The sequence below is a fragment of the Streptomyces sp. NPDC052107 genome, from assembly GCF_040680215.1.
GTDB lineage: Bacteria > Actinomycetota > Actinomycetes > Streptomycetales > Streptomycetaceae > Streptomyces.
The window spans coordinates 1-17,243 of the sequence record NZ_JBFAWG010000110.1 but is presented as its reverse complement, the minus strand read 5'-3'; the positions used below and the strand labels follow the sequence as shown (position 1 = coordinate 17,243).

Genomic DNA, 17,243 nt, shown 5'->3' with positions numbered 1-17,243 from the left:
CCGTGTAGACGGCCTGCACGGAGTACTGGAAGGAACCGTCGCCGATCAGGCCGACCACCGGCCGTTCCACACCCCGCTCGCGGTCGCCGAGCGCGACGCCCACGGCGGCCGGGGTGCCCCAGCCGATGCCTCCGCTGGCCGTGGCGAAGAACGATCCGGTCCGGGTGGTGGGGAGCCACTCGATCTGCTGCGCCATCGTGGAGGTCGACTCGTTGACGATGACCGCGTCGGCCGGCCGGACCCTGCTCAGGGCCGCATACACCTCCGGCGGGGTGAGCGGGCTGTTCGGCGCCTGCGGCAGCTCATGCGGCCGCGGCATCGGTTCCGGAGCGGTCCGCGCCGATCCCTCAGGGACCATGTCCAGGAGCAGCTCGATCGCTGTCCTCGGGTCGCCCAGGAGGCTGTCACCCACGCGCGCCGCCGCGGCCACCGCCGGGTTGCCGGTGATCTGCAGCAGTGCGGTGCCTTCGGGAAGGTAGTCGCCCGGCACGTAGGGGTAGTAGCGGAACACCTCGGCGCCGATCACCAGCACCAGGTCGTGTCCGGTCAGCCGGTCGCCGATGGTCTTCACCGACATGCCCAGCGGGCCGCCGAACAGAGGGTGGTCCTCGGGGAAGGAGGCGCGGTCCAGCAGCGGGGCGCCGTAGACGGCCGCGCGCAGCTTCTCCGCCAGGGCGACGGCCGCGTCCCAGCCGCCGGCCCGGTCGACCTCCGGCCCGAAGACCAGCGCCGGACGGCGGCTGGCGGAGATGCGGTCGGCGAACGTGCGCAGCCGCGCGGTGTCGGGGGCGACGCGGTCACTGACCGTCCGCACCCGGGTGAAGCCGGACAGCGGCCGCTTCCAGTCGTCCATGGGAACCGACAGATAGACCGGGCCCGCCGGCGGCTGCAACGCCTCCGCGTAGGCCCGCATGAAGGCCTCGGGGACGTCTTCGGCGCGGGCCGGTTCGTACGACCATTTCACCCACGGCTTCGGGAGGGTGGTGGCCTCGCGGTTGCCGAGGTACGGGTCCCCGATCACCAGTTCCCGGTGCTGTTGGCCGGAGGTGACGATCAGGGGCGTGTTCGCGTGGTAGGCCGCCACCAGGTTGCCCACCGCGTTGCCCATCCCGGCCGAGGAGTGCACGTTGACCAGTGCCGGGCGGCCGGTCACCTGGGCGAAGGTGTCGGCCATCGCGATGACCGACGCCTCCTGCAGCGCCAGCACATAGGTGAAGTCCTCGGGGAAGTCCTGCAGGAAGGGCTGCTCGGTGGAGCCGGGATTGCCGAAGACCGTGGTGAGTTTCAGGGCCCGCAGCAGGTCGTAGGTCACGCCGCGGACCGTGGAGCGGTCGCCCATCGTCGATCGCCCTTCCTTGTGGTGCGGTGCCGGTGTCAGCGGCCCTGCCAGTGCGGTGAGCGCCTCTCCGCGAAGGCGTGGGCGCCCTCCTGGGCGTCGTGGGAGGCCAGGACCGGCGCGACGATGCTGTCCTGCTCGACAAAGGCATCATGGTCGCTGAACGCTCGCCGCTCGTTGACGACACGCTTGACGGCTGCCACGGCCAGGGGCGCGTTGTGCGCGATGCTGGTGGCCAGTTCCAGGGCCCGCTGCAGGGCCTGGCCCGGCTCGGTGAGGTGGTTGACCAGGCCGAGTCGCTCGGCGCGCTCGGCGGACAGCGGCTCGCCGGTGAGCAGAAGCTCCAGGGCTATGTTGCGCGGGATGCGTTCGGGCAGGCGCACCATGCCCCCCTCGGGCGGCACGATGCCGTAGTGGACCTCGGTCTGACCGAAGGTGGCGTCCCGTGCGGCCACGATCATGTCGCAGGCGAGCGCCATCTCGGTGCCGCCGCCCAGCGCGTAGCCCTCGACGGCGGCGATGAGCGGGGTCCTGATCCGGGCCCGGGTGATGCCCGCGAAGCCCCGTCCTGCCACGATGGGCTTGTCTCCGGCCGCGAAGGCCTTGAGGTCCATGCCGGCGCTGAAGACGCCGCCGGCCCCGGTGAGGATGCCGACCATGAGATCCTCACGGGCGTCGAGTTGGTCGACGGCGGCCGCCAGGGCCACGGCGGTGGCTCCGTCGATGGCGTTGCGGGCCTGCTGCCGGTCGATGGTGATCACGAATATTCCGTCGCGTTCTTCGGTGCGCACCGTGGGGGTGCCGTGGGCCACGGTCATGGCGGTGGTTCCCTTCCTCCCTCAGCCGATCGCCTCGGCCTTGCGCAGGTCCTCGATCCCGGCGTCGTCGTAGCCGAGGTCCCGAAGCACGGACTCGGTGTGTTCGCCCAGGTCGGGTGCCGGGCGCGGACGGACCTTCCGCTCCTGGTCGAGCCGTACGGGGCTGTCGATCGTCAGGTGCTGATCGGCGTTTCCGTCGTCGATCGGAACGAGGATCCGGTTGGCCACGAGCTGGGGGTCGTGGGCGAATTCATCGAGTGTCTGGGCGACTCCGTAGGTGAGGCCCGCGGAGTCGAGCACCTCACGCCACTCGGCCAGCGGACGGGTCGCGAACGTCTTGTCCAGCAGGCCGGCGATCTCCGCGGCGTGGGCGCGGCGATTCTGTGTGTCGGCGTAGCGGGGATTCTGCGCGGCCTCGGGGTGGCCGATGGCCTGGAGGAACAAGGGGACTTGCTTGTCCTCGTTGGCGAAGGCCAGCAGCAGCCAGCGGTCGTCCGCGGTGCGATAGGCGTTGGCGAGCGCGTTCGGCGGATCGGACCGGTCGACCGGGCGGGGGGCATTGCCTCCGACCAGCACGGCCTGCAGCCACATGCCCGCCGCCCAGGCGCCCTCGGCGACCAGCGACGCCGTCACGCGTGCGCCCTGGCCGGTCCTCTCCCGCCGGTACAGCGCGGTCATGATCCCGGCGAACAGGGTGATCGCCGTCGGATGGTCGCCCGATCCGAACGCGTTGATCGCCGGTGGTGCGTCCCGCTGGCGTGTCACGTCCATGAGGCCGCTGCGTGCCCAGTACGCCGTCACGTCGAATCCGGGCAGGTGCGCGTCCGGACCCTCCTCGCCGAAGCCGGTGACGTCGGCGTAGACGAGCCGGGCGTTGAGGGGGGCCAGGTCGTCGTATTCGAGTCCCAGCTTGGCCCGTGTGCGCGGCGGGAAGTTGGTCACCAGCACGTCCGCCCACGTCACCAGCCGCTCGACGACGGCTCGGGCGCCGGGCGACTTCAGGTTGAGTGCGATGCTGCGCTTGTTGCGGTTGTCGAGCTGCCAGGGATAGTTGACCCCCTCGACACGAGGGTTGGGTGGCATGCGGCTGAGCGAACGGTAAGCGTCGCCCACGCGCGGTGGTTCCACCTTGACGACGTCGGCGCCGAAGTCACCGAGGATGGTGGCCGCGGCGGGCCCCGCGATGAAGCTCGCGAGGTCGACGACGTGCAGTCCCTCCAGCAGGGGCGTGTCCGCCATGACAGATCCTTTCTCGGCATGGCTCCCGCGCCGCGCCGGCGGCCGCCCCCCGCGGCCGTGGGCGCCGGCACGCCGTGCGCCGGTCAGTGGCCCGGAAGCTCCGGTACGAAGGCGTTGAATCCCGTGATGTCCCGGCCGACGATCAGCGCCTGTACGGTGTCGGTGCCCTCGTACGTGTCGATCGCCTCGATGTCGCACAGGTGCCGGGCGACGTGGTAGTCGAGGATGATCCCGTTGCCGCCCAGCATGTCCCGGGCGTCGGCCAGGATGGCGCGTGCGCGCTCGGTGTAGTGCATCTTGGCCAGAGCCACGCGCGGCATCGAGTACTTGCCCTCGTCCAGCAACTGGCTCAGCCGGTACTGCATGCACACCATGTCGGTGATGTCCGCCAGCATCCGCGCCAGCCGGTACTGGATGAGCTGGAAGGCGGCGAGCGGAATCCCGAACTGCTTGCGCTGCTTGGCATACGCCAGGGCGGTCTCGTACCCCGCGATGGCCGCGCCGATCGACTCCCAGGCCACGCAGAACCGCGAGGCCAGCAGGACCTTCTCGGTGTCCCGGAAGGTGCTGCCGCCCGCCAGCCGATTCTCGGCGGGCACCCGGACGTCGGTGAGCGAGATCTGGGCGTTCTGGACGCACCGCAGAGCCGTCTTGCCCTTGATGACCTGGGCGTCGTACCCGGATGTGCCCTTTTCCACCACGTAGCCGCCCACGTGCCCGTCCTCGCCGCGGGCCCAGATGATCACGTAGTCGGCGAAGGTCGCGTTGCCGATCCACCGCTTGTGCCCGTTGAGCACGTAGGAGTCACCGTCCCGGCGCGCGCTGGTCTCGAGCTTGACCACGTCCGTGCCGTGTGCGGGCTCGGTCAGACCGAAGGCGCCGATCTTCTCCATACGCGCCATCGGCGGCAGGAAGCGCTGTTTCTGCTCCTCCGAACCCAGCAGCCCGATGGACGCCATGGCCAGGGCCGAGTGGACACCCATGAAGGTGGAGATACTCAGGTCGCCGCGGGCCAGCTCCAGGATCACGATGCCGGCCGTCACATTGCTCATCCCCGGGCTGCCGTAGCCGGGCAGCTGAAAGCCGGCGATGCCCAGCTGTGCCAGTTTGGGCACCAGCTCGTGGGGGAACTCCGCGCGCTCCCAGTAGGGGTTGATGACCGGGATGACCTCCTGGTCCATGAAGTCGCGGACCTTGTGCCGGAGGGCCTGCTGCTCGTCCGTGAGGAGGTCGCCCAGCAGGTAGTAGTCGGAATGCTCGGGTCCGCCCAGCACCGGTGGCTCCACCACATGCCCGTTCCCGGCAGGGCCGACCCCACCCAGAAGGCTCTGGCCCGAGCCGGCCGCCGTGCCGTGAGTCGCCTTCATCTGCCGCTCCTTCCGATCGGGGATCCGACGGCGTCGGTGCCATTGACGCTAGGAGGGAGGAGCGGCACAGCCACTGGGCGCGGAACACCACATTCCCCGACCATTTGGTGTTCTTGTACCAACTGCTTCCCCCGAGGCGGGCCATGCGCCGACGCCGGCCGGCAGCGTGTCCGGCAGGGAGCTCAGCAGGCGTGACCGGTCCGGGGGCGCGCCGGCCGACGCGGCTGCGCACAGCGCTGAACACGTGCCCTCTGTACCGCGGCACCAAGGAAACGCCCGAATCCTGGGCGCGCAGCCCGATGCGCGGGTGTTCTTGTCGGCCGAGGGTTTGCCTCAGGAAGCGCGCCGCGTCCGGTCCGGCCGCTGCTGCCGGTCACGTCGGCCGCCCCCTCCCCCACCACCACACAGCCCGTGTCAACAACCGCAGGAGCAGTGACCAGCCATGAATGCGCACAGGCCCGTCCACCGCGTGGCGATCGTCGGCACCGGCACCATCGGTGCCAGCTGGGCGACGCACTATCTCGTCCGCGGCTTCGACGTCACGGCGACCGATCCCGCCCCCACCGCGGAGACGGCCCTGCGGTCGTACGTGGAGGCGGCATGGGACGCGGCTGCCTCGATCGGCCTTGCGGCGGGAGCCTCGCTCGATCGTCTGGGCTTCACCGCGGACCTGCGTCAGGCGGTCGCGGACGCCGATCTGGTGCAGGAGAACGCGCCGGAGCGACCGGAGCTCAAGGTCAAGCTGTTCGCCGACATCGACGACGCCTCGCCGCCGGACGCGATCATCGCGTCGAGTTCGTCGGGCATCACGATGAGCGTCATCCAGGCAGAGTGCCGGCGTCCGGAGCGGACCGTCATAGGTCATCCCTTCAACCCGCCGCACATCGTCCCGCTGGTCGAGGTCGTCGGCGGGACGAGGACCGCTCCCGAGACGATCCAGGACGTCATGACGTTCTACGCCTCGATCGGCAAGAAGCCGATTCGCCTCAGGAAGGAACTCCCCGGGCACGTCGCCAACCGCATCCAGGCCGCGCTGTACCGCGAGGTCGTGTACCTGGTCCAGGAGGGTGTGCTCGACGTGGCGGACTCCGACGACGCGGTGTCCTGGGGTCCGGGGCTCCGATGGGGCGTCATGGGCCCCCACTTGTTGTGGCATCTCGGCGGAGGAGAGGGCGGCATCCAGCACTTCATGGAGACTCTCATGCCGCGGATGGTGGCGTCCTGGCAGGACCTGGGCACTCCCGAGTTCACACCCGAGCTCGCCAAGACGATCGTCGACGGTGTCCTCGAGGAGGCCAACGGCCACTCCGTCGCCGAGCTGGCCGCGCGGCGCGACGCGATGCTCGCGGCCCTGCTGGCCGTGCGGGCCGGGCATGACGCGTCCGGCCCGACGAACGCCACGGCCGAGCCCGAGGCGCGGGAGGGGCCATGACGCAGCGCCAGGAAAGGCTGTTCGTCCTCGAGGCGAGCGGCGGCGGCCGACTGTTCTCCGTGAATCCCGACGGCTCCGACAAGAAGTTCCTCGTCAGCGGGTGCAGGATCCCCGACGGGGTCGCCGTCGACGCGGATGCCGGGCACATCTACTGGACGAACATGGGCGTTCCGCCGGAGAACGACGGGTCGATCGAGCGCGTGGATCTGGACGGAGGCAACCGGACGACGATCGTCCCGAGCGGCGTCACGCACACGCCCAAGCAGCTCCACTTCGAGCCCGCCGACCGGAAGCTGTACTGGGGTGATCGCGAGGGCATGCGCGTGATGCGCTGCGACCTCGACGGCTCGAACGTCGAGACCCTCGTCCAGACGGGCCAGGGAGACGACGACCGCCGCGACGAGACCAAGTGGTGCGTGGGAGTCGCCGTCGACCCGGTCGGCGGACACCTCTACTGGTCACAGAAAGGCCCGAGCGACGCCGGGCTGGGGAAGATCCTGCGGGCGGGGATCGACCTGCCCGCAGGGGCGAGCGCGGCCGAACGCGGCGACATCGAGGTGCTGTTCGAGGAGCTGCCGGAGCCGATCGACCTGGAGCTCGACCTCGCGGAGCACATGCTCTACTGGACGGATCGCGGGGACCCGCCGAGGGGCAACAGTGTGAGCCGCTCGCCGACGCACCCGCCGGAGAAGCGGCGGGAGCCCGAGATCCTCCTGACCCACCTGATGGAAGGCATCGGCATCGCCCTCGATCCGGGCGGCGGCCACATGTACGTGACCGACCTGGCCGGGACCGTGTATGCGGCCGGCCTCGACGGGTCGAGCCGGCAGGAGATCCTCATGGTGCAGGGCAATCTCACGGGTATCGCCCGTGCCGTGCTGCCGGGCTGACGAGGGTCCAGGCCTGGTCGGCCGCGGAGATGCCCCCGACCAGGCGACGAACGGCATGTCGAGGGCGGCGGAGCAGGCGCCGGCCCCGGCCTTCGGTGTTCCAGAGCAGCGACCCGGACTGCGGTCTGCCCGGGACACGACGCATTGGTGCGGTGAGGCACTGACTGACCTGCAGTCTCATGCCTGCCGCGGAGTGGCTGGACACCTCTGGACGGCCGTCACAACCTGCCAGGTATACGAGGGCACAGCGCGCCGACCACCACAAAAACGGTGTGAGGTCTCTTCACTGCTCGCAATCCGTCCGAGGTCACCTCCATGTCCGACGTCGCCATCGTCTGCTCGAACCTGTCCTTCGCCGTGACCGGCGGCCGTACGGGCGTGGTCGCCCCCAACGGCTCCGGCAAGAGCACCCTGCTCAAGCTGATCGCCGGTGAACTGAAGCCCGCCATCCGGCTCGGTGGTCGTCGGCGCCACGCTCGGCTACCTCCCGCAGAACCTGCCCCTGACCGGCGACCTCACCGTCGCCGAGGTGCTCGGCATCGCCGGCGTGATCCGCGCACTGGACGCCGCCGAGTCCGGCGACGTGAGCGAGGAGCACTTCACCACCATCGGCGACGACTGGGACATCGAGGAGCGCACCCGCGCCCAGCTCGACCGTCTGGGCCTCGCCGACCTCACCCTGGACCGCGGCCTGAGCACGCTCAGCGGCGGCCAGGTGGTCTCGCTGGGCCTCGCCGCCCAGTTGCTGAAGCGCCCGGACGTGCTGCTGCTCGACGAGCCCACCAACAACCTCGACCTGGAGGCGCGGCACAAGCTCTACGACGTGCTGGCGGACTTCACCGGCTGCCTGCTGCTGGTCAGCCACGACCGCGCACTGCTCGACCGCATGGAACGCATCGCCGAACTCGGCAGCGACGAACTGCGCTTCTACGGCGGCAACTTCACCGGGTACGAGGAGGCGGTGCGCGCCGAGCAGGAGGTCACCGGGTACGAGGAGGCGGTGCGCGCCGAGCAGGAGGTCACCGAGAAGAACGTCCGCAACGCCGAGCAGGAACTGAAGCGCGAGAAGCGGGAGACGCAGCAGGCCGGCGAACGCGCCGAACGCCGGCAGAGCAACGCCGCGCGCAACCTCAAGAACGCCGGTCTCCCCCGCATCTTCGCCGGCAACATGAAGCGCGGCGCGCAGGAGTCCGCCGGCCGGGCCGGGCAGATGCACGCGGCCAGGGTCAGCGAGGCCAAGGCCCGCCTCGACGAGGCCGGACGCGCGCTGCGCGAGGAGCAGCGCCTCACCCTGGAGCTGCCCGACACCCAGGTGCCCGCCGGACGCAACCTGTTCATCGGCGAGGGGATGCAGGTCCACCACGGCGACCGGCCCGTGTTCGCCGACGGCGGGGTCGACCTCACCGTCCGCGGCCCCGAGCGCATCGCGCTGACCGGGCCCAACGGCGCCGGCAAGACCACCCTGCTGCGGCTGGTCACCGGCGATCTCGCCCCGGACAGTGGGGAGATCAGGCGGAACGACGGCCGGATCGCCTACCTCTCGCAGCGCCTGGACCTGCTGGATCTGGACCGCACCGTGGCGGAGAACTTCGCCGCGTTCGCCCCCGTGCGGCCCGAGGCGGAGCGGATGGACCTGCTCGACCGCTTCCTCTTCCGGGGCGCCCGGGCACACCTGCCGGTCGGCGTCCTGTCCGGCGGCGAACGGCTGCGCGCCACCCTGGCCTGCGTGCTGTGCGCCGAGCCGGCCCCGCATCTGCTGCTGCTCGACGAGCCGACCAACAACCTCGACCTGGTCAGCGCGGGCCAGCTGGAGAGCGCGCTCACCTCCTACCAGGGCGCCTTCATGGTGGTCAGCCACGACGAGCGGTTCCTCGCCGAGATCGGAGTGAACCGCCGGCTGCGGCTGGCCGACGGAAAACCGCTGGAGACCGGAGCCCCCGCGGTGTGAGCCGCCGGCGTGTGAAGTAGCCCGCGACCGAGGCCGTGCGCCCGGCGGGCCGACCACCGATCACGTGGGACGGATTCCTGTGCCTCAACCCGCTCTGCTCGCCCATGACCTCGTCCGCGTCCTGCGAGGCCGGCGCGTCCTCGACGGTATCTCCCTGACCGCCTCCCCCGGCCACCGCATCGGCCTGATCGGGGAGAACGGCGTCGGCAAGTCCACTCTGCTGCGGGTGCTGGCCGGCGTGGACCAACCCGACGCGGGGAGCGTCACCCGCCCCGGCGGCCTCGGCTTCCTGCACCAGGAGATGCCCTTCGACGCCGCCACGACCATCGCCGCGGTGCTCGACGAGGCGCTGTGCGAGGCCCGCCAGGACCTCGCGGAACTCGAACGGCTCGGCGAGGAGCTGGCCCGCGTCCCGGAGGGGGACCCTGGCCATGCGGAACTCCTCGGCACCTACGGCAGGCGGCTGGAGCAGGCCCAGGACCGTCAGTCCTGGGACGCCGACCGCCGTGCCGCCCTGGTGCTGGACGGCCTGGGCCTCGGCCCGCTCGGGCACGATCGCACACTCGGCTCGCTGTCCGGCGGGCAGCGCGGCAGGCTGGCGGTGGCCGCGCTGCTCGTCCGGCGGCCGTCGGCGCTGCTGCTGGACGAGCCGACCAACCACCTCGACGACGGCGCCGCCGCCTTCCTGGAGGAGCAGGTCCGCAGCCTCCCCGGGACCGTGGTCGTCGCCAGCCACGACCGGGCGTTCCTGGACGCCGTCTGCACCGACCTGATCGACCTCGACCCCGCGGTGGACGGCCCGGTCCGCTACGGCGGCACCTACAGCGCCTATCTGGGCGACAAGCGCGCCGAGCGGGAACGCTGGGAGCGGCGGTACGCCGAGGAGCAGCAGGAGCTGGAGGAACTGCGGCCTTCGGCGGGCGTGACCGGGCACCGCCTCGCGCCCGGCCGGGAGCGGCCCGACAACGAGAAGATGGGCTACGGCCACCGGGCGGGCCGGGTGCAGAACCAGATCTCCCGCCGGGTGCGCAACGCCACCCGGCGTTTGGACGAGCTGGAGCGCACTCAGGTCGCCGCGCCGCCCCGGCCGCTCACGTTCGCGGCCGGTGATCTGGCCGCGCGTGCCCAGGAGGGCCCGCAGCCCCTGGTGTCGCTGCGGGACGTCCGGGTGCCGGGCCGGCTTGAGCTCGGCGGTCTGGAGGTGACGGCGATCGACCGTCTGCTGGTCACCGGCGGCAACGGGGCCGGCAAGTCGACGCTGCTGGCCGTGCTCGCCGGACGCGGTCCGGCCGAGGGCGAGGTGCGCAGGCGGCGCCGGCTGACGGTCGGACTGCTCACCCAGGACACCGCGTTCGACCGGCCCGACCGCACGGTCCGCGACACCTACGAACTGGCGCTGGGTGCCGAGCGGGCGGAGAAGGTGCCGCTGATCTCGCTCGGCCTGTTGCACGAGGCCGACCTGGGCAAACCGGTCGGGCAGCTGTCCGTGGGGCAGCGCCGGCGGCTCGCGCTGGCCCTGCTGGTGGCCCGCCCGCCCCAGCTACTGCTGCTCGACGAGTCCACCAACCATCTTTCCCCCGCCCTGTGCGACGAACTGGAGGCCGCGCTCGGACCCGGTCCCGGCGCGATCGTCGTCGCGGGCCACGACCGCTGGCTGCGGAGACGGTGGCAGGGCCGCGAACTCCGGCTGGAGCCGGGGAGCGCGCGGCGGGAGGAGGAGACGGCGGCCCGTTCCCGGTCCTGACCCGCGACCGCCGGGCGCCGATTCGGGTCTTGACCTGCACCCAGTGCGCACGGTGCCGTACGGGCGCGAGCACACCGCCCCGCGAGATCACTGGCCCGAACGGTGACGGTCCTTGCGCTGAACCTAGTCACCTGTCAAGATGGTGATGTGAATCTCGACCATGTCTTCGTATGCGGGAACCCGGCCCTGGACTTCGTGGCCACTCTTCGCGCCCGGCGCTCGACCCGGTTCGAGATGTTCGTGACGCCGGAGCGGCTCAACGCCTGGTATCTGGAGTCCGGCCTGGTGGACACGATCACGCCCGGCGACGAGGACGACGTCCGGGAGGCGATCGTCGTACGCGAGGCCCTCTACCGGCTCGTGACCAACCGCCGGCTCGGTGAGGAGTTCGACCGCGAGGCACTCGCCGTGGTCAACGGCGCCGCGCGCAAGACCCCCGCGACGCCGCAGCTCACCATGGGCGGGCGGCACACCGAGGCGACCCCCGGGCAGGCTCTGGCAACCGTCGCCCGGCAGGCGGTCGAACTGCTCAGCGGGCCGGACGTCCCACTCCTCAAGGAGTGCGGCAACCCGGAGTGCACGCGGGTCTACATCGACCGTTCCCGGGGTATGCGGCGGCAGTGGTGCGGCATGGAGTCCTGCGGCAACAAGATCAAGGCCGCCGCCTACCGCGCCCGTAAGAAGACCGCACCCGCCGTCACCGCGCGCTGAGCCGCCTGCCTCTTCCGTACCCGTCCAGCACGTCCTGACGAGAAGATAAGGGCCGGGACAAGTTCGTCGCCCGCGCGGACCGCGGACCGTGTTCCCGGAACTCGCGGGGTGACGTACCCATGACCCGCTTGAACGCGGTACTCAGGGCACTGTCCGAGCCGTAGCCGACCGAGTCGGCGATGGAGGCGACGCTGTCCCGAGGCTGTCGGAACCGCTTGGCCGCGAGTTCGATGCGCCACGCCGTGAGGACTCGTGCGGCCCCCTGCCCACCGTCTTCTTGAACCGCTCGGCGAGCACGGTCCGGGACACCGAGCCCGCCGCGAGTTCGGCGACGATCCACGGGTGTGTGCCGGGGCCCGGTGCACACAGGCCGGCGCCGTGGCGACCGAGGGGCCGGCCAGGCCCGCGAGCCGGCCGTGACCGGTGCGGTCCCCGCTCGTCAGGGTGAAGGCAGCACGTGGAAGCAGGACGATCGCGAGGCGCGCCGCGACCAGGGGCGGCGCGCATCCGTCGATGCCGCAGATCCTCGTCGATCGCGACGAGCACCCAGGGCACCGTCTGTGCACGGCCCGTACCGGGCGGCAGGTGGACGACGAGCGGGAGCCCGTCGAGGAGCCGTTCCTGCGCGCGGGCACCGAAGGAGAAGCGACCGCCCAGGATGTGCACCTCGTCACCGTCGCCCGCACGGGCCACGCCAGCCCCGGCCTTCTCGCTGAACTGAGCGCGGGCACGCTGCCCAGCGGCGGGAGCGGCATCCTGCCCGCGCACGAGGACCCGAGGAACCACCTGTACGCGGACGTCCCTCGCGATGTGGCGCGGCGCGCGGTCCAACACCCGGTACTGCAGACGGTGAAGTCCTTCAGTGAGCCTCTGACCGCGGCGGCAGCTGCGCACACCCCGGAACACACAAAGGGCCACTGCGCATACCCTCTGCCCCACAACGGCATCGTGCACAGGGGACGCCCCGGTGACCGCACACCTCACGTCACGGATCAGCGGACCGCAGCTCCCGCACGGCATGTTCCACAGCGACCGCGCCCGGGAGCGCGCCGCCCGGTGACGGATCCCGAACAGCGAGGCGGACGAACACCCGCGGTTCGGCTACACACTTACCGGGGGCACCTATCGTGAAGAGGGAACATGCCCGACGATCCGTCGGCGTCGACACCTATCTGCACGGGGCCCTCGGCTGGGTACCATGCGCAGAATCATCCATATCGAGGGAGTGAACGGTTGTGACCAGCCAGTCAGCCGGCACGCTCCGATCGCCGTACGTGGAACAAGCCGTGTCGGACCTGGAGGAGAACCGCCGCCGTCAGCATGAGCTGACGGAGAGGATCAGGGTGTTGAAGCACGAGGAGGCTCTCCTGGCGGACATCCTGAAACTCGCCGAGCGGTACGAGGGCTTCGAGGACCCGTCACGTCTGCCCGAACAGGTGCAGGAAGAGCCCGTCGGCGCGAGGGCGAAGCGGGCCCCCGCCAACGCCGCGTCGCAGCGTCCTGCGTCGGCCCGGACCGCTCCGGCGGGAGGCACGGCGAAGACCGGCGCGAAGGGGAAGTCACGCCCTCCTCTGCTCGGTGACCTCTTGGCGGAGCTTCTCGGCAACCACAAGGAGCCGCGCCTGGCGGCGGAGTTGCGGGACGAGCTCAGGAAGAAGTACCCGGACCGCAAGCCGACGCCCCAGGTGCGGAACACCCTCGAATCCCTGGTCGCCAGGGGACGCGTCCGGCGTCACAAGCAGCAGCGTTCCGTCATGTACACCCTCGTGAAGCCGGGCAAGGCCGGCGGCGCCGGCTGACACCTCCGCTGGCCTTACGGGGATGGTTCCCGGCCGGACGCCTGTGTGCACTGCGACGCGGGCCCGCCACGCGGGACGGTGAGCCGTAGACGTTGGCACGACCGAGGTGCTCGTCGCCGCCCAGGACGAAGTACGCGAGACCGACCAGGTACGGCGACGAGGGAGAGGTCGCCCCGCTCCATGGACCGGTCGGACGGCAGCCCCAGGGCGACGAGCGCGAGGTCCCGTGCGGTGGTCCCGAGTCCCGCCTCGTCTCCAGCAGGCGCAGCCACACCTCGCTGATGGTGGTGAAGGCGGGCCCAGGGCCTGCCAGGCGGTGGCCATCTCGACGCCCACCACACCGGCGCCGGCTATCGCGAGGCGCCGCGGCGGCCGCGGCGCGCTGGTCGCCTCCCGACTGGTCCAGGGTCGCAAAGTCTCGATCCCGGGCAGCAGAGGCAGCGCCACGCGGCTGCCGGTACCACCGCGACGGCGTGCCGGGCCCGCAGCCGGAGGGTGTGACCTCTGGGGTCACCACCGACACCTCGCGCTCCCCCGCCAGGGCCCCGTGGCCGCGCAGGAAGTCGATGCCGGCCGACCTGATCCACTCGACCTGGCCGTCGTCCTGCCAGTCGGCGGACATGCGATCGCGGTGCGCCAAGACGGCCTCGGTGTCCAGTGGGTTCTTGACGGCGGGGTCCAAACCCGGAACGTGCAGGGCGTCGGCGCGCAGCAGGGCGGGGCGCAGCAGTGCCTTGCCGGGTTCGCATGCCCAGTACGAGCACTCGCCGCCGGTCAGTTCGCTCTCCACGATGAGGGTGCTCAGGCCCGCGGCGATGATGCGGTCCGCGACGTTCTCGCCGACCGGTCCCGCGCCGATCACGATGACGTCGTAGGTACGGATGTTCTCGGTCGCCATGTGTCCTCCGCTGGGACGGATGTCGGTCGGATGGATGTCGTGGTCTGCGGGGTGGTGGTCCGCGGCGCGGTGGGAAGCCCGGCCGCGCCGCGACCGGGCCTCAGCGGCCGGGGGCGCGCTCGGTGACCTCCTGAAGGAACCACTCGTTGCCGTCGGGGTCCGCGAAGGCGGCGAAGGTGCCGTAGCTGGCCCGCTCGGGGTGCAGCCCGGGAACCCGGTGGGCGTCACCGGCGTGGTGAAAGGCACCGGTCTCGTCGCGGAACGGTCCGGAGACCCGCACACCACGGGAGGCCAGCTCCTCCTGCGCCTTGACGATGTCGGTGACGGTCAGCTGCAGGCCGTGCAGCGTGCCCGCAGCCTGCTCGGTGAGGCCCTGCCCGAAGATGATCGAGCACTCGGAGCCGGGCGGGGTCACCTGCACGATCCGGTAACCGTCGTTGATCGGGAAGTCGGCGTCGAGGCGCCAGCCGAGCTGCTCCACGTAGAAGCCCTTGGCGCGGTCCACGTCGGACACGGGCAGAATGACGACCTCGAGCTTCATGTCCATGGCTGTGCTCTCGCTTTCGATGGTTCGTACGAGGGATGGGCCGGCGGTGCCGGCGGTCTTGTACTCACTGTGATCGGCGGGCTTCGTGTCCGGCATCAGTCACCTGACGGTCCGTCCCGGTCGGGCCGCGACCCGTCACCGGCGTCGCAAGCCCCTGACGATGTTGGGATACGTGTGAGTGGCGGGGTTCCGGCTTCCGCCTTCAACCACGTGTGCGTGCGCGGTGTTCATCGCACCCGCCGGCTGGGAAAACACCGCTCCGAAGGGCGCGCGGCGACCGTCGGACACGGCATCGCGATCTCCGCGCCGTGGATCCGCCGTCAGAGGAAGCTGGACGCCGACGGGCCGTACCCTGACAGCACCACGCTCTCCACCCAGTTCCACACCTGCGTGTCGGCGGGCCGTACGCGCTCCTCGGAGTGTGCCGCGTCCCGGGGCGGACGCTCGCCGGAGACGGTGGCGGCACGGCCGGGGACGCAACGACGTTGCTCGGCGTGCCATACATGTGTGCGCGTCATCGAGGCCATGTCCTGCTCTCGCTCTCCGGTCGGTGATGTGGACGTGGCTGAGGGGGCGGGGCCCGTGCGGGAGGGGCGTGGAGGGGGCACGGGACCCGCGGTCGAGGGAGGGACGCGTCAGGCGGCGGCGCTGGCGTTGATCGTGACGGGGATGTTGTCGCGCGTCGCCTTGGAGTACGGGCAGATCTGGTGTGCGGCGTGCGCGAGTTCCTCGGCGGTGGCCTGGTCCACGCCGCCGAGGACCGGGGCGAGGACCGCGGAGAGGGAGAACTCCCCGTCGTCGCCGTGGGTGAGGGTGATGTCGGCCGTGATGGTGGTGCTGGTCAGCCGGATCTTGCGCAGGGTGGCGGCGCGGCGGAGGGCACCGAGAAAGCAGGCGGCCCAGCCCGCGGCGAGGAGCTGCTCGGGGTTGGTCGCGGTGCCGGCGCCACCCAGCTCCTTCGGGAGAGCGAGGCTGGTCTCCAGCAGGCCGTCGGAGGAGCGAACGTGGCCGCCGTTGCGGCCCTCTCCGTCGACGTCGACGACGGCGGTGTAGCTGACTGCCATGACTGGTGCTCCCCATCTGGGTCGATTGGCCTTCGGCACACCTCCTGACCAGGACACTTTCACATCACCGGTTGAGGCGGTGACGTAATCATGACAGCCTCTTGCGTCACCAGTCAAGGCGGTGACTACAGTCTCTCCGCGGAAGCCTGAGACGTACGGACCCAACACCCCCGCTGCCGGCACGTGATCCTGGACTACCGCCGCATGTGTGAGTGGCGCCAGGGCCGACGTATGAGGAAAACGCCGTACAGTGACGGCCGTTGGGGCCGTCGGAAGCCGGGCTGCCCGGCCACACGACACATGGCGATGCCCAAGCGACACCGCCGCCCTACTCGCGCCCCCCTCACGGTGGGTGACGCAGGCCTCCGACGACTTACGCGCACGGGCTCCAGCGCCGGGTCGGCGCGGGCATGATCGGCAGTCAAACGACGGACGCCCCCCGCCGGACACGACGACAGGATGAGAAACGTCAGCGCATTTACCACCAGAGACGAACGAAGGACACACTGGGCCGCACCCTCGCCGAGTCGGTCCTGGCGGCCGGCCACAACCTGGTCGCCACGGGCTGCAGGTGACCAACAGCGAGCACGTGCCCGAACTGGTCGAGTCGGGCGAGGCCGACATCGGGTTCATCGAGGGACCGCGCCTGTCCCGAGTGATGTCCACGCGGCAGGTGGCCGAGGATCGGCTCGTCGTCGTGGTCGACCCCGCTCACCCATGGGCGCGGCGACGGGAGCCGGTGTCGGCGCGGGAGCTGCCCCGTGCGCCGCTGGTGCTGCGGGAGAGCGGTTCCGGCACGCGCCAGACCCTGGACCGCGCCCTGCACCTGGCCGGCTGTGAACGCGTCCGCCCCTGGTGGAGCTCGGCTCGACGGCCGCGATGCGCGGCGCGGTGATCGCCGGCGCTGGCCCGTCCGTCCTGAGTGAGCTGGCCGTCCGCGGGGACATCGCCGAGGGCCGGCTGATCGGCGTCGACGTCGCGGGCGTCGACCTCACGCGCGATCTGCGCGCGGTCTGGCCGACCGGGCGGCGTCCGGTGGGCCCGGCGGCGGAACTGGTAGCGGTGGCCCGCCGGGCGGTCGCCGGCGAACGGCCGGCCCGCACGTAGGGCCCGACAGAACGCGTCCATCTCGTCGTGCCGCCGTGTCAGGGTGCCCGGCGTCGATGTCAATTGCTCCGTAACCATTGTGGCAGGACGGGCGCGCCTCCGGTGGCTCCCTAGTCTGGGCTTTGGTTGAGCGACGCATCCCGCAGACGGGCAGCCTGCCGCAGGGCATGGACGGTCACTCGCACTCAGGTCAGCGAGGTGCCCCTTCCAGTGCCTGCTCGGTCCAGATGGTCTTGCCGTCGGCCGAATAGCGGGCTCCCCAGGTTTGGGCCAGCTGCGCGACGATGAACAGTCCGCGTCCCCCTTCGTCGGTGGTGCGGGCGTGCCGGAGGTGTGGTGCCGT

16 protein-coding genes and 3 pseudogenes are annotated in these 17,243 nt (G+C 71.0%); 8 read left to right on the top strand and 11 right to left on the bottom strand.

The window, feature by feature from the left end:
• The 4 genes from mdlC to AB0M27_RS42055 form a co-directional block, all read right to left on the bottom strand.
• The coding region (gene mdlC / locus AB0M27_RS42070) for a benzoylformate decarboxylase (protein WP_365730542.1) at positions 1 to 1,339 on the bottom strand (1,339 nt) is incomplete at its 3' end.
• 35 nt (positions 1,340 to 1,374) lie between these two features.
• Positions 1,375 to 2,154 (bottom strand): crotonase/enoyl-CoA hydratase family protein, encoded by a 780-nt coding sequence (locus AB0M27_RS42065; protein WP_365730540.1) that lies wholly within the window; start codon positions 2,152 to 2,154, stop codon positions 1,375 to 1,377.
• Positions 2,155 to 2,175: 21 nt separating this feature from the next.
• Complete coding sequence (locus AB0M27_RS42060) at positions 2,176 to 3,393, bottom strand: CoA transferase (protein WP_365730535.1); 1,218 nt, start codon at positions 3,391 to 3,393, stop codon at positions 2,176 to 2,178.
• Positions 3,394 to 3,476: 83 nt separating this feature from the next.
• Positions 3,477 to 4,760: an acyl-CoA dehydrogenase family protein gene (locus AB0M27_RS42055; protein ID WP_365730533.1), complete on the bottom strand. Its 1,284-nt coding sequence runs from the start codon at positions 4,758 to 4,760 to the stop codon at positions 3,477 to 3,479.
• Between the two features lie 442 nt (positions 4,761 to 5,202).
• On the opposite strand from AB0M27_RS42055, the gene AB0M27_RS42050 reads away from it, so the two are divergent.
• The 5 genes and pseudogenes from AB0M27_RS42050 to AB0M27_RS42030 all read left to right on the top strand — a co-directional run bounded on the left by AB0M27_RS42050 (position 5,203) and on the right by AB0M27_RS42030 (position 11,485).
• Entirely contained in the window at positions 5,203 to 6,192 is a 990-nt protein-coding gene (locus AB0M27_RS42050) for a 3-hydroxyacyl-CoA dehydrogenase NAD-binding domain-containing protein (protein WP_365730531.1), read from the top strand.
• A complete protein-coding gene (locus AB0M27_RS42045; RefSeq protein WP_365730529.1) occupies positions 6,189 to 7,082 on the top strand; it encodes a 3-hydroxyacyl-CoA dehydrogenase in 894 nt (297 codons plus the stop codon). The genes AB0M27_RS42050 and AB0M27_RS42045 overlap by 4 nt, the downstream gene beginning before the upstream one ends.
• Positions 7,083 to 7,397: 315 nt before the next feature.
• Positions 7,398 to 9,030, top strand: a pseudogene (locus AB0M27_RS42040) (ABC-F family ATP-binding cassette domain-containing protein).
• Between the two features lie 79 nt (positions 9,031 to 9,109).
• On the top strand, positions 9,110 to 10,774 hold the full coding sequence (locus tag AB0M27_RS42035; protein ID WP_365730527.1) for an ATP-binding cassette domain-containing protein: 1,665 nt from the start codon (positions 9,110 to 9,112) through the stop codon (positions 10,772 to 10,774).
• 147 nt (positions 10,775 to 10,921) lie between these two features.
• Complete coding sequence (locus AB0M27_RS42030) at positions 10,922 to 11,485, top strand: CGNR zinc finger domain-containing protein (protein ID WP_365730525.1); 564 nt, start codon at positions 10,922 to 10,924, stop codon at positions 11,483 to 11,485.
• On the opposite strand, the gene AB0M27_RS42025 is transcribed toward AB0M27_RS42030, so the two are convergent.
• Together AB0M27_RS42025 and AB0M27_RS42020 are read right to left on the bottom strand one after the other, a co-directional pair.
• A complete protein-coding gene (locus AB0M27_RS42025; RefSeq protein WP_365730523.1) occupies positions 11,472 to 11,825 on the bottom strand; it encodes a helix-turn-helix domain-containing protein in 354 nt (117 codons plus the stop codon). The genes AB0M27_RS42030 and AB0M27_RS42025 overlap by 14 nt on opposite strands.
• A 179-nt stretch (positions 11,826 to 12,004) precedes the next feature.
• A pseudogene (locus AB0M27_RS42020) lies at positions 12,005 to 12,253 on the bottom strand (cupin domain-containing protein); the annotation flags it as partial.
• 467 nt (positions 12,254 to 12,720) lie between these two features.
• On the opposite strand from AB0M27_RS42020, the gene AB0M27_RS42015 reads away from it, so the two are divergent.
• A complete protein-coding gene (locus AB0M27_RS42015) occupies positions 12,721 to 13,284 on the top strand; it encodes a hypothetical protein (RefSeq protein WP_365730521.1) in 564 nt (187 codons plus the stop codon).
• Between the two features lie 297 nt (positions 13,285 to 13,581).
• Here the strand turns inward: AB0M27_RS42015 and AB0M27_RS42010 are convergent.
• The 4 genes and pseudogenes from AB0M27_RS42010 to AB0M27_RS41995 form a co-directional block, all read right to left on the bottom strand.
• A pseudogene (locus AB0M27_RS42010) lies at positions 13,582 to 14,182 on the bottom strand (FAD-dependent oxidoreductase); the annotation flags it as partial.
• Positions 14,183 to 14,282: 100 nt separating this feature from the next.
• Positions 14,283 to 14,729: a VOC family protein gene (locus AB0M27_RS42005; protein WP_365730547.1), complete on the bottom strand. Its 447-nt coding sequence runs from the start codon at positions 14,727 to 14,729 to the stop codon at positions 14,283 to 14,285.
• A 320-nt stretch (positions 14,730 to 15,049) separates the two neighbouring features.
• Entirely contained in the window at positions 15,050 to 15,247 is a 198-nt protein-coding gene (locus tag AB0M27_RS42000; protein ID WP_365730519.1) for a hypothetical protein, read from the bottom strand.
• A 117-nt stretch (positions 15,248 to 15,364) separates the two neighbouring features.
• Positions 15,365 to 15,793: an organic hydroperoxide resistance protein gene (locus AB0M27_RS41995; RefSeq protein WP_365730513.1), complete on the bottom strand. Its 429-nt coding sequence runs from the start codon at positions 15,791 to 15,793 to the stop codon at positions 15,365 to 15,367.
• Positions 15,794 to 16,364: 571 nt separating this feature from the next.
• Between AB0M27_RS41995 and AB0M27_RS41990 the strand changes: the two genes are divergently transcribed.
• Together AB0M27_RS41990 and AB0M27_RS41985 are read left to right on the top strand one after the other, a co-directional pair.
• Positions 16,365 to 16,688 (top strand): LysR substrate-binding domain-containing protein, encoded by a 324-nt coding sequence (locus AB0M27_RS41990; RefSeq protein WP_365730511.1) that lies wholly within the window; start codon positions 16,365 to 16,367, stop codon positions 16,686 to 16,688.
• Positions 16,685 to 16,900 (top strand): LysR substrate-binding domain-containing protein, encoded by a 216-nt coding sequence (locus tag AB0M27_RS41985; protein ID WP_365730508.1) that lies wholly within the window; start codon positions 16,685 to 16,687, stop codon positions 16,898 to 16,900. The genes AB0M27_RS41990 and AB0M27_RS41985 overlap by 4 nt, the downstream gene beginning before the upstream one ends.
• A 190-nt stretch (positions 16,901 to 17,090) precedes the next feature.
• Here the strand turns inward: AB0M27_RS41985 and AB0M27_RS41980 are convergent.
• Positions 17,091 to 17,243: ATP-binding protein (locus AB0M27_RS41980; RefSeq protein WP_365730544.1), on the bottom strand; the 153-nt coding region annotated here is incomplete at its 5' end.

What these genes read in the sequence shown, in the direction of transcription:
- AB0M27_RS41995 (WP_365730513.1), bottom strand. Translation starts at nt 15,793, where the DNA reads ATGGCAGTCAGCTACACCGCCGTCGTCGACGTCGACGGAGAGGGCCGC.
- AB0M27_RS42000 (WP_365730519.1), bottom strand. Translation starts at nt 15,247, where the DNA reads ATGACGCGCACACATGTATGGCACGCCGAGCAACGTCGTTGCGTCCCC.
- AB0M27_RS42065 (WP_365730540.1), bottom strand. Translation starts at nt 2,154, where the DNA reads ATGACCGTGGCCCACGGCACCCCCACGGTGCGCACCGAAGAACGCGAC.
- AB0M27_RS42060 (WP_365730535.1), bottom strand. Translation starts at nt 3,393, where the DNA reads ATGGCGGACACGCCCCTGCTGGAGGGACTGCACGTCGTCGACCTCGCG.
- AB0M27_RS42055 (WP_365730533.1), bottom strand. Translation starts at nt 4,760, where the DNA reads ATGAAGGCGACTCACGGCACGGCGGCCGGCTCGGGCCAGAGCCTTCTG.
- AB0M27_RS42045 (WP_365730529.1), top strand. Translation starts at nt 6,189, where the DNA reads ATGACGCAGCGCCAGGAAAGGCTGTTCGTCCTCGAGGCGAGCGGCGGC.
- AB0M27_RS42050 (WP_365730531.1), top strand. Translation starts at nt 5,203, where the DNA reads ATGAATGCGCACAGGCCCGTCCACCGCGTGGCGATCGTCGGCACCGGC.
- AB0M27_RS42005 (WP_365730547.1), bottom strand. Translation starts at nt 14,729, where the DNA reads ATGGACATGAAGCTCGAGGTCGTCATTCTGCCCGTGTCCGACGTGGAC.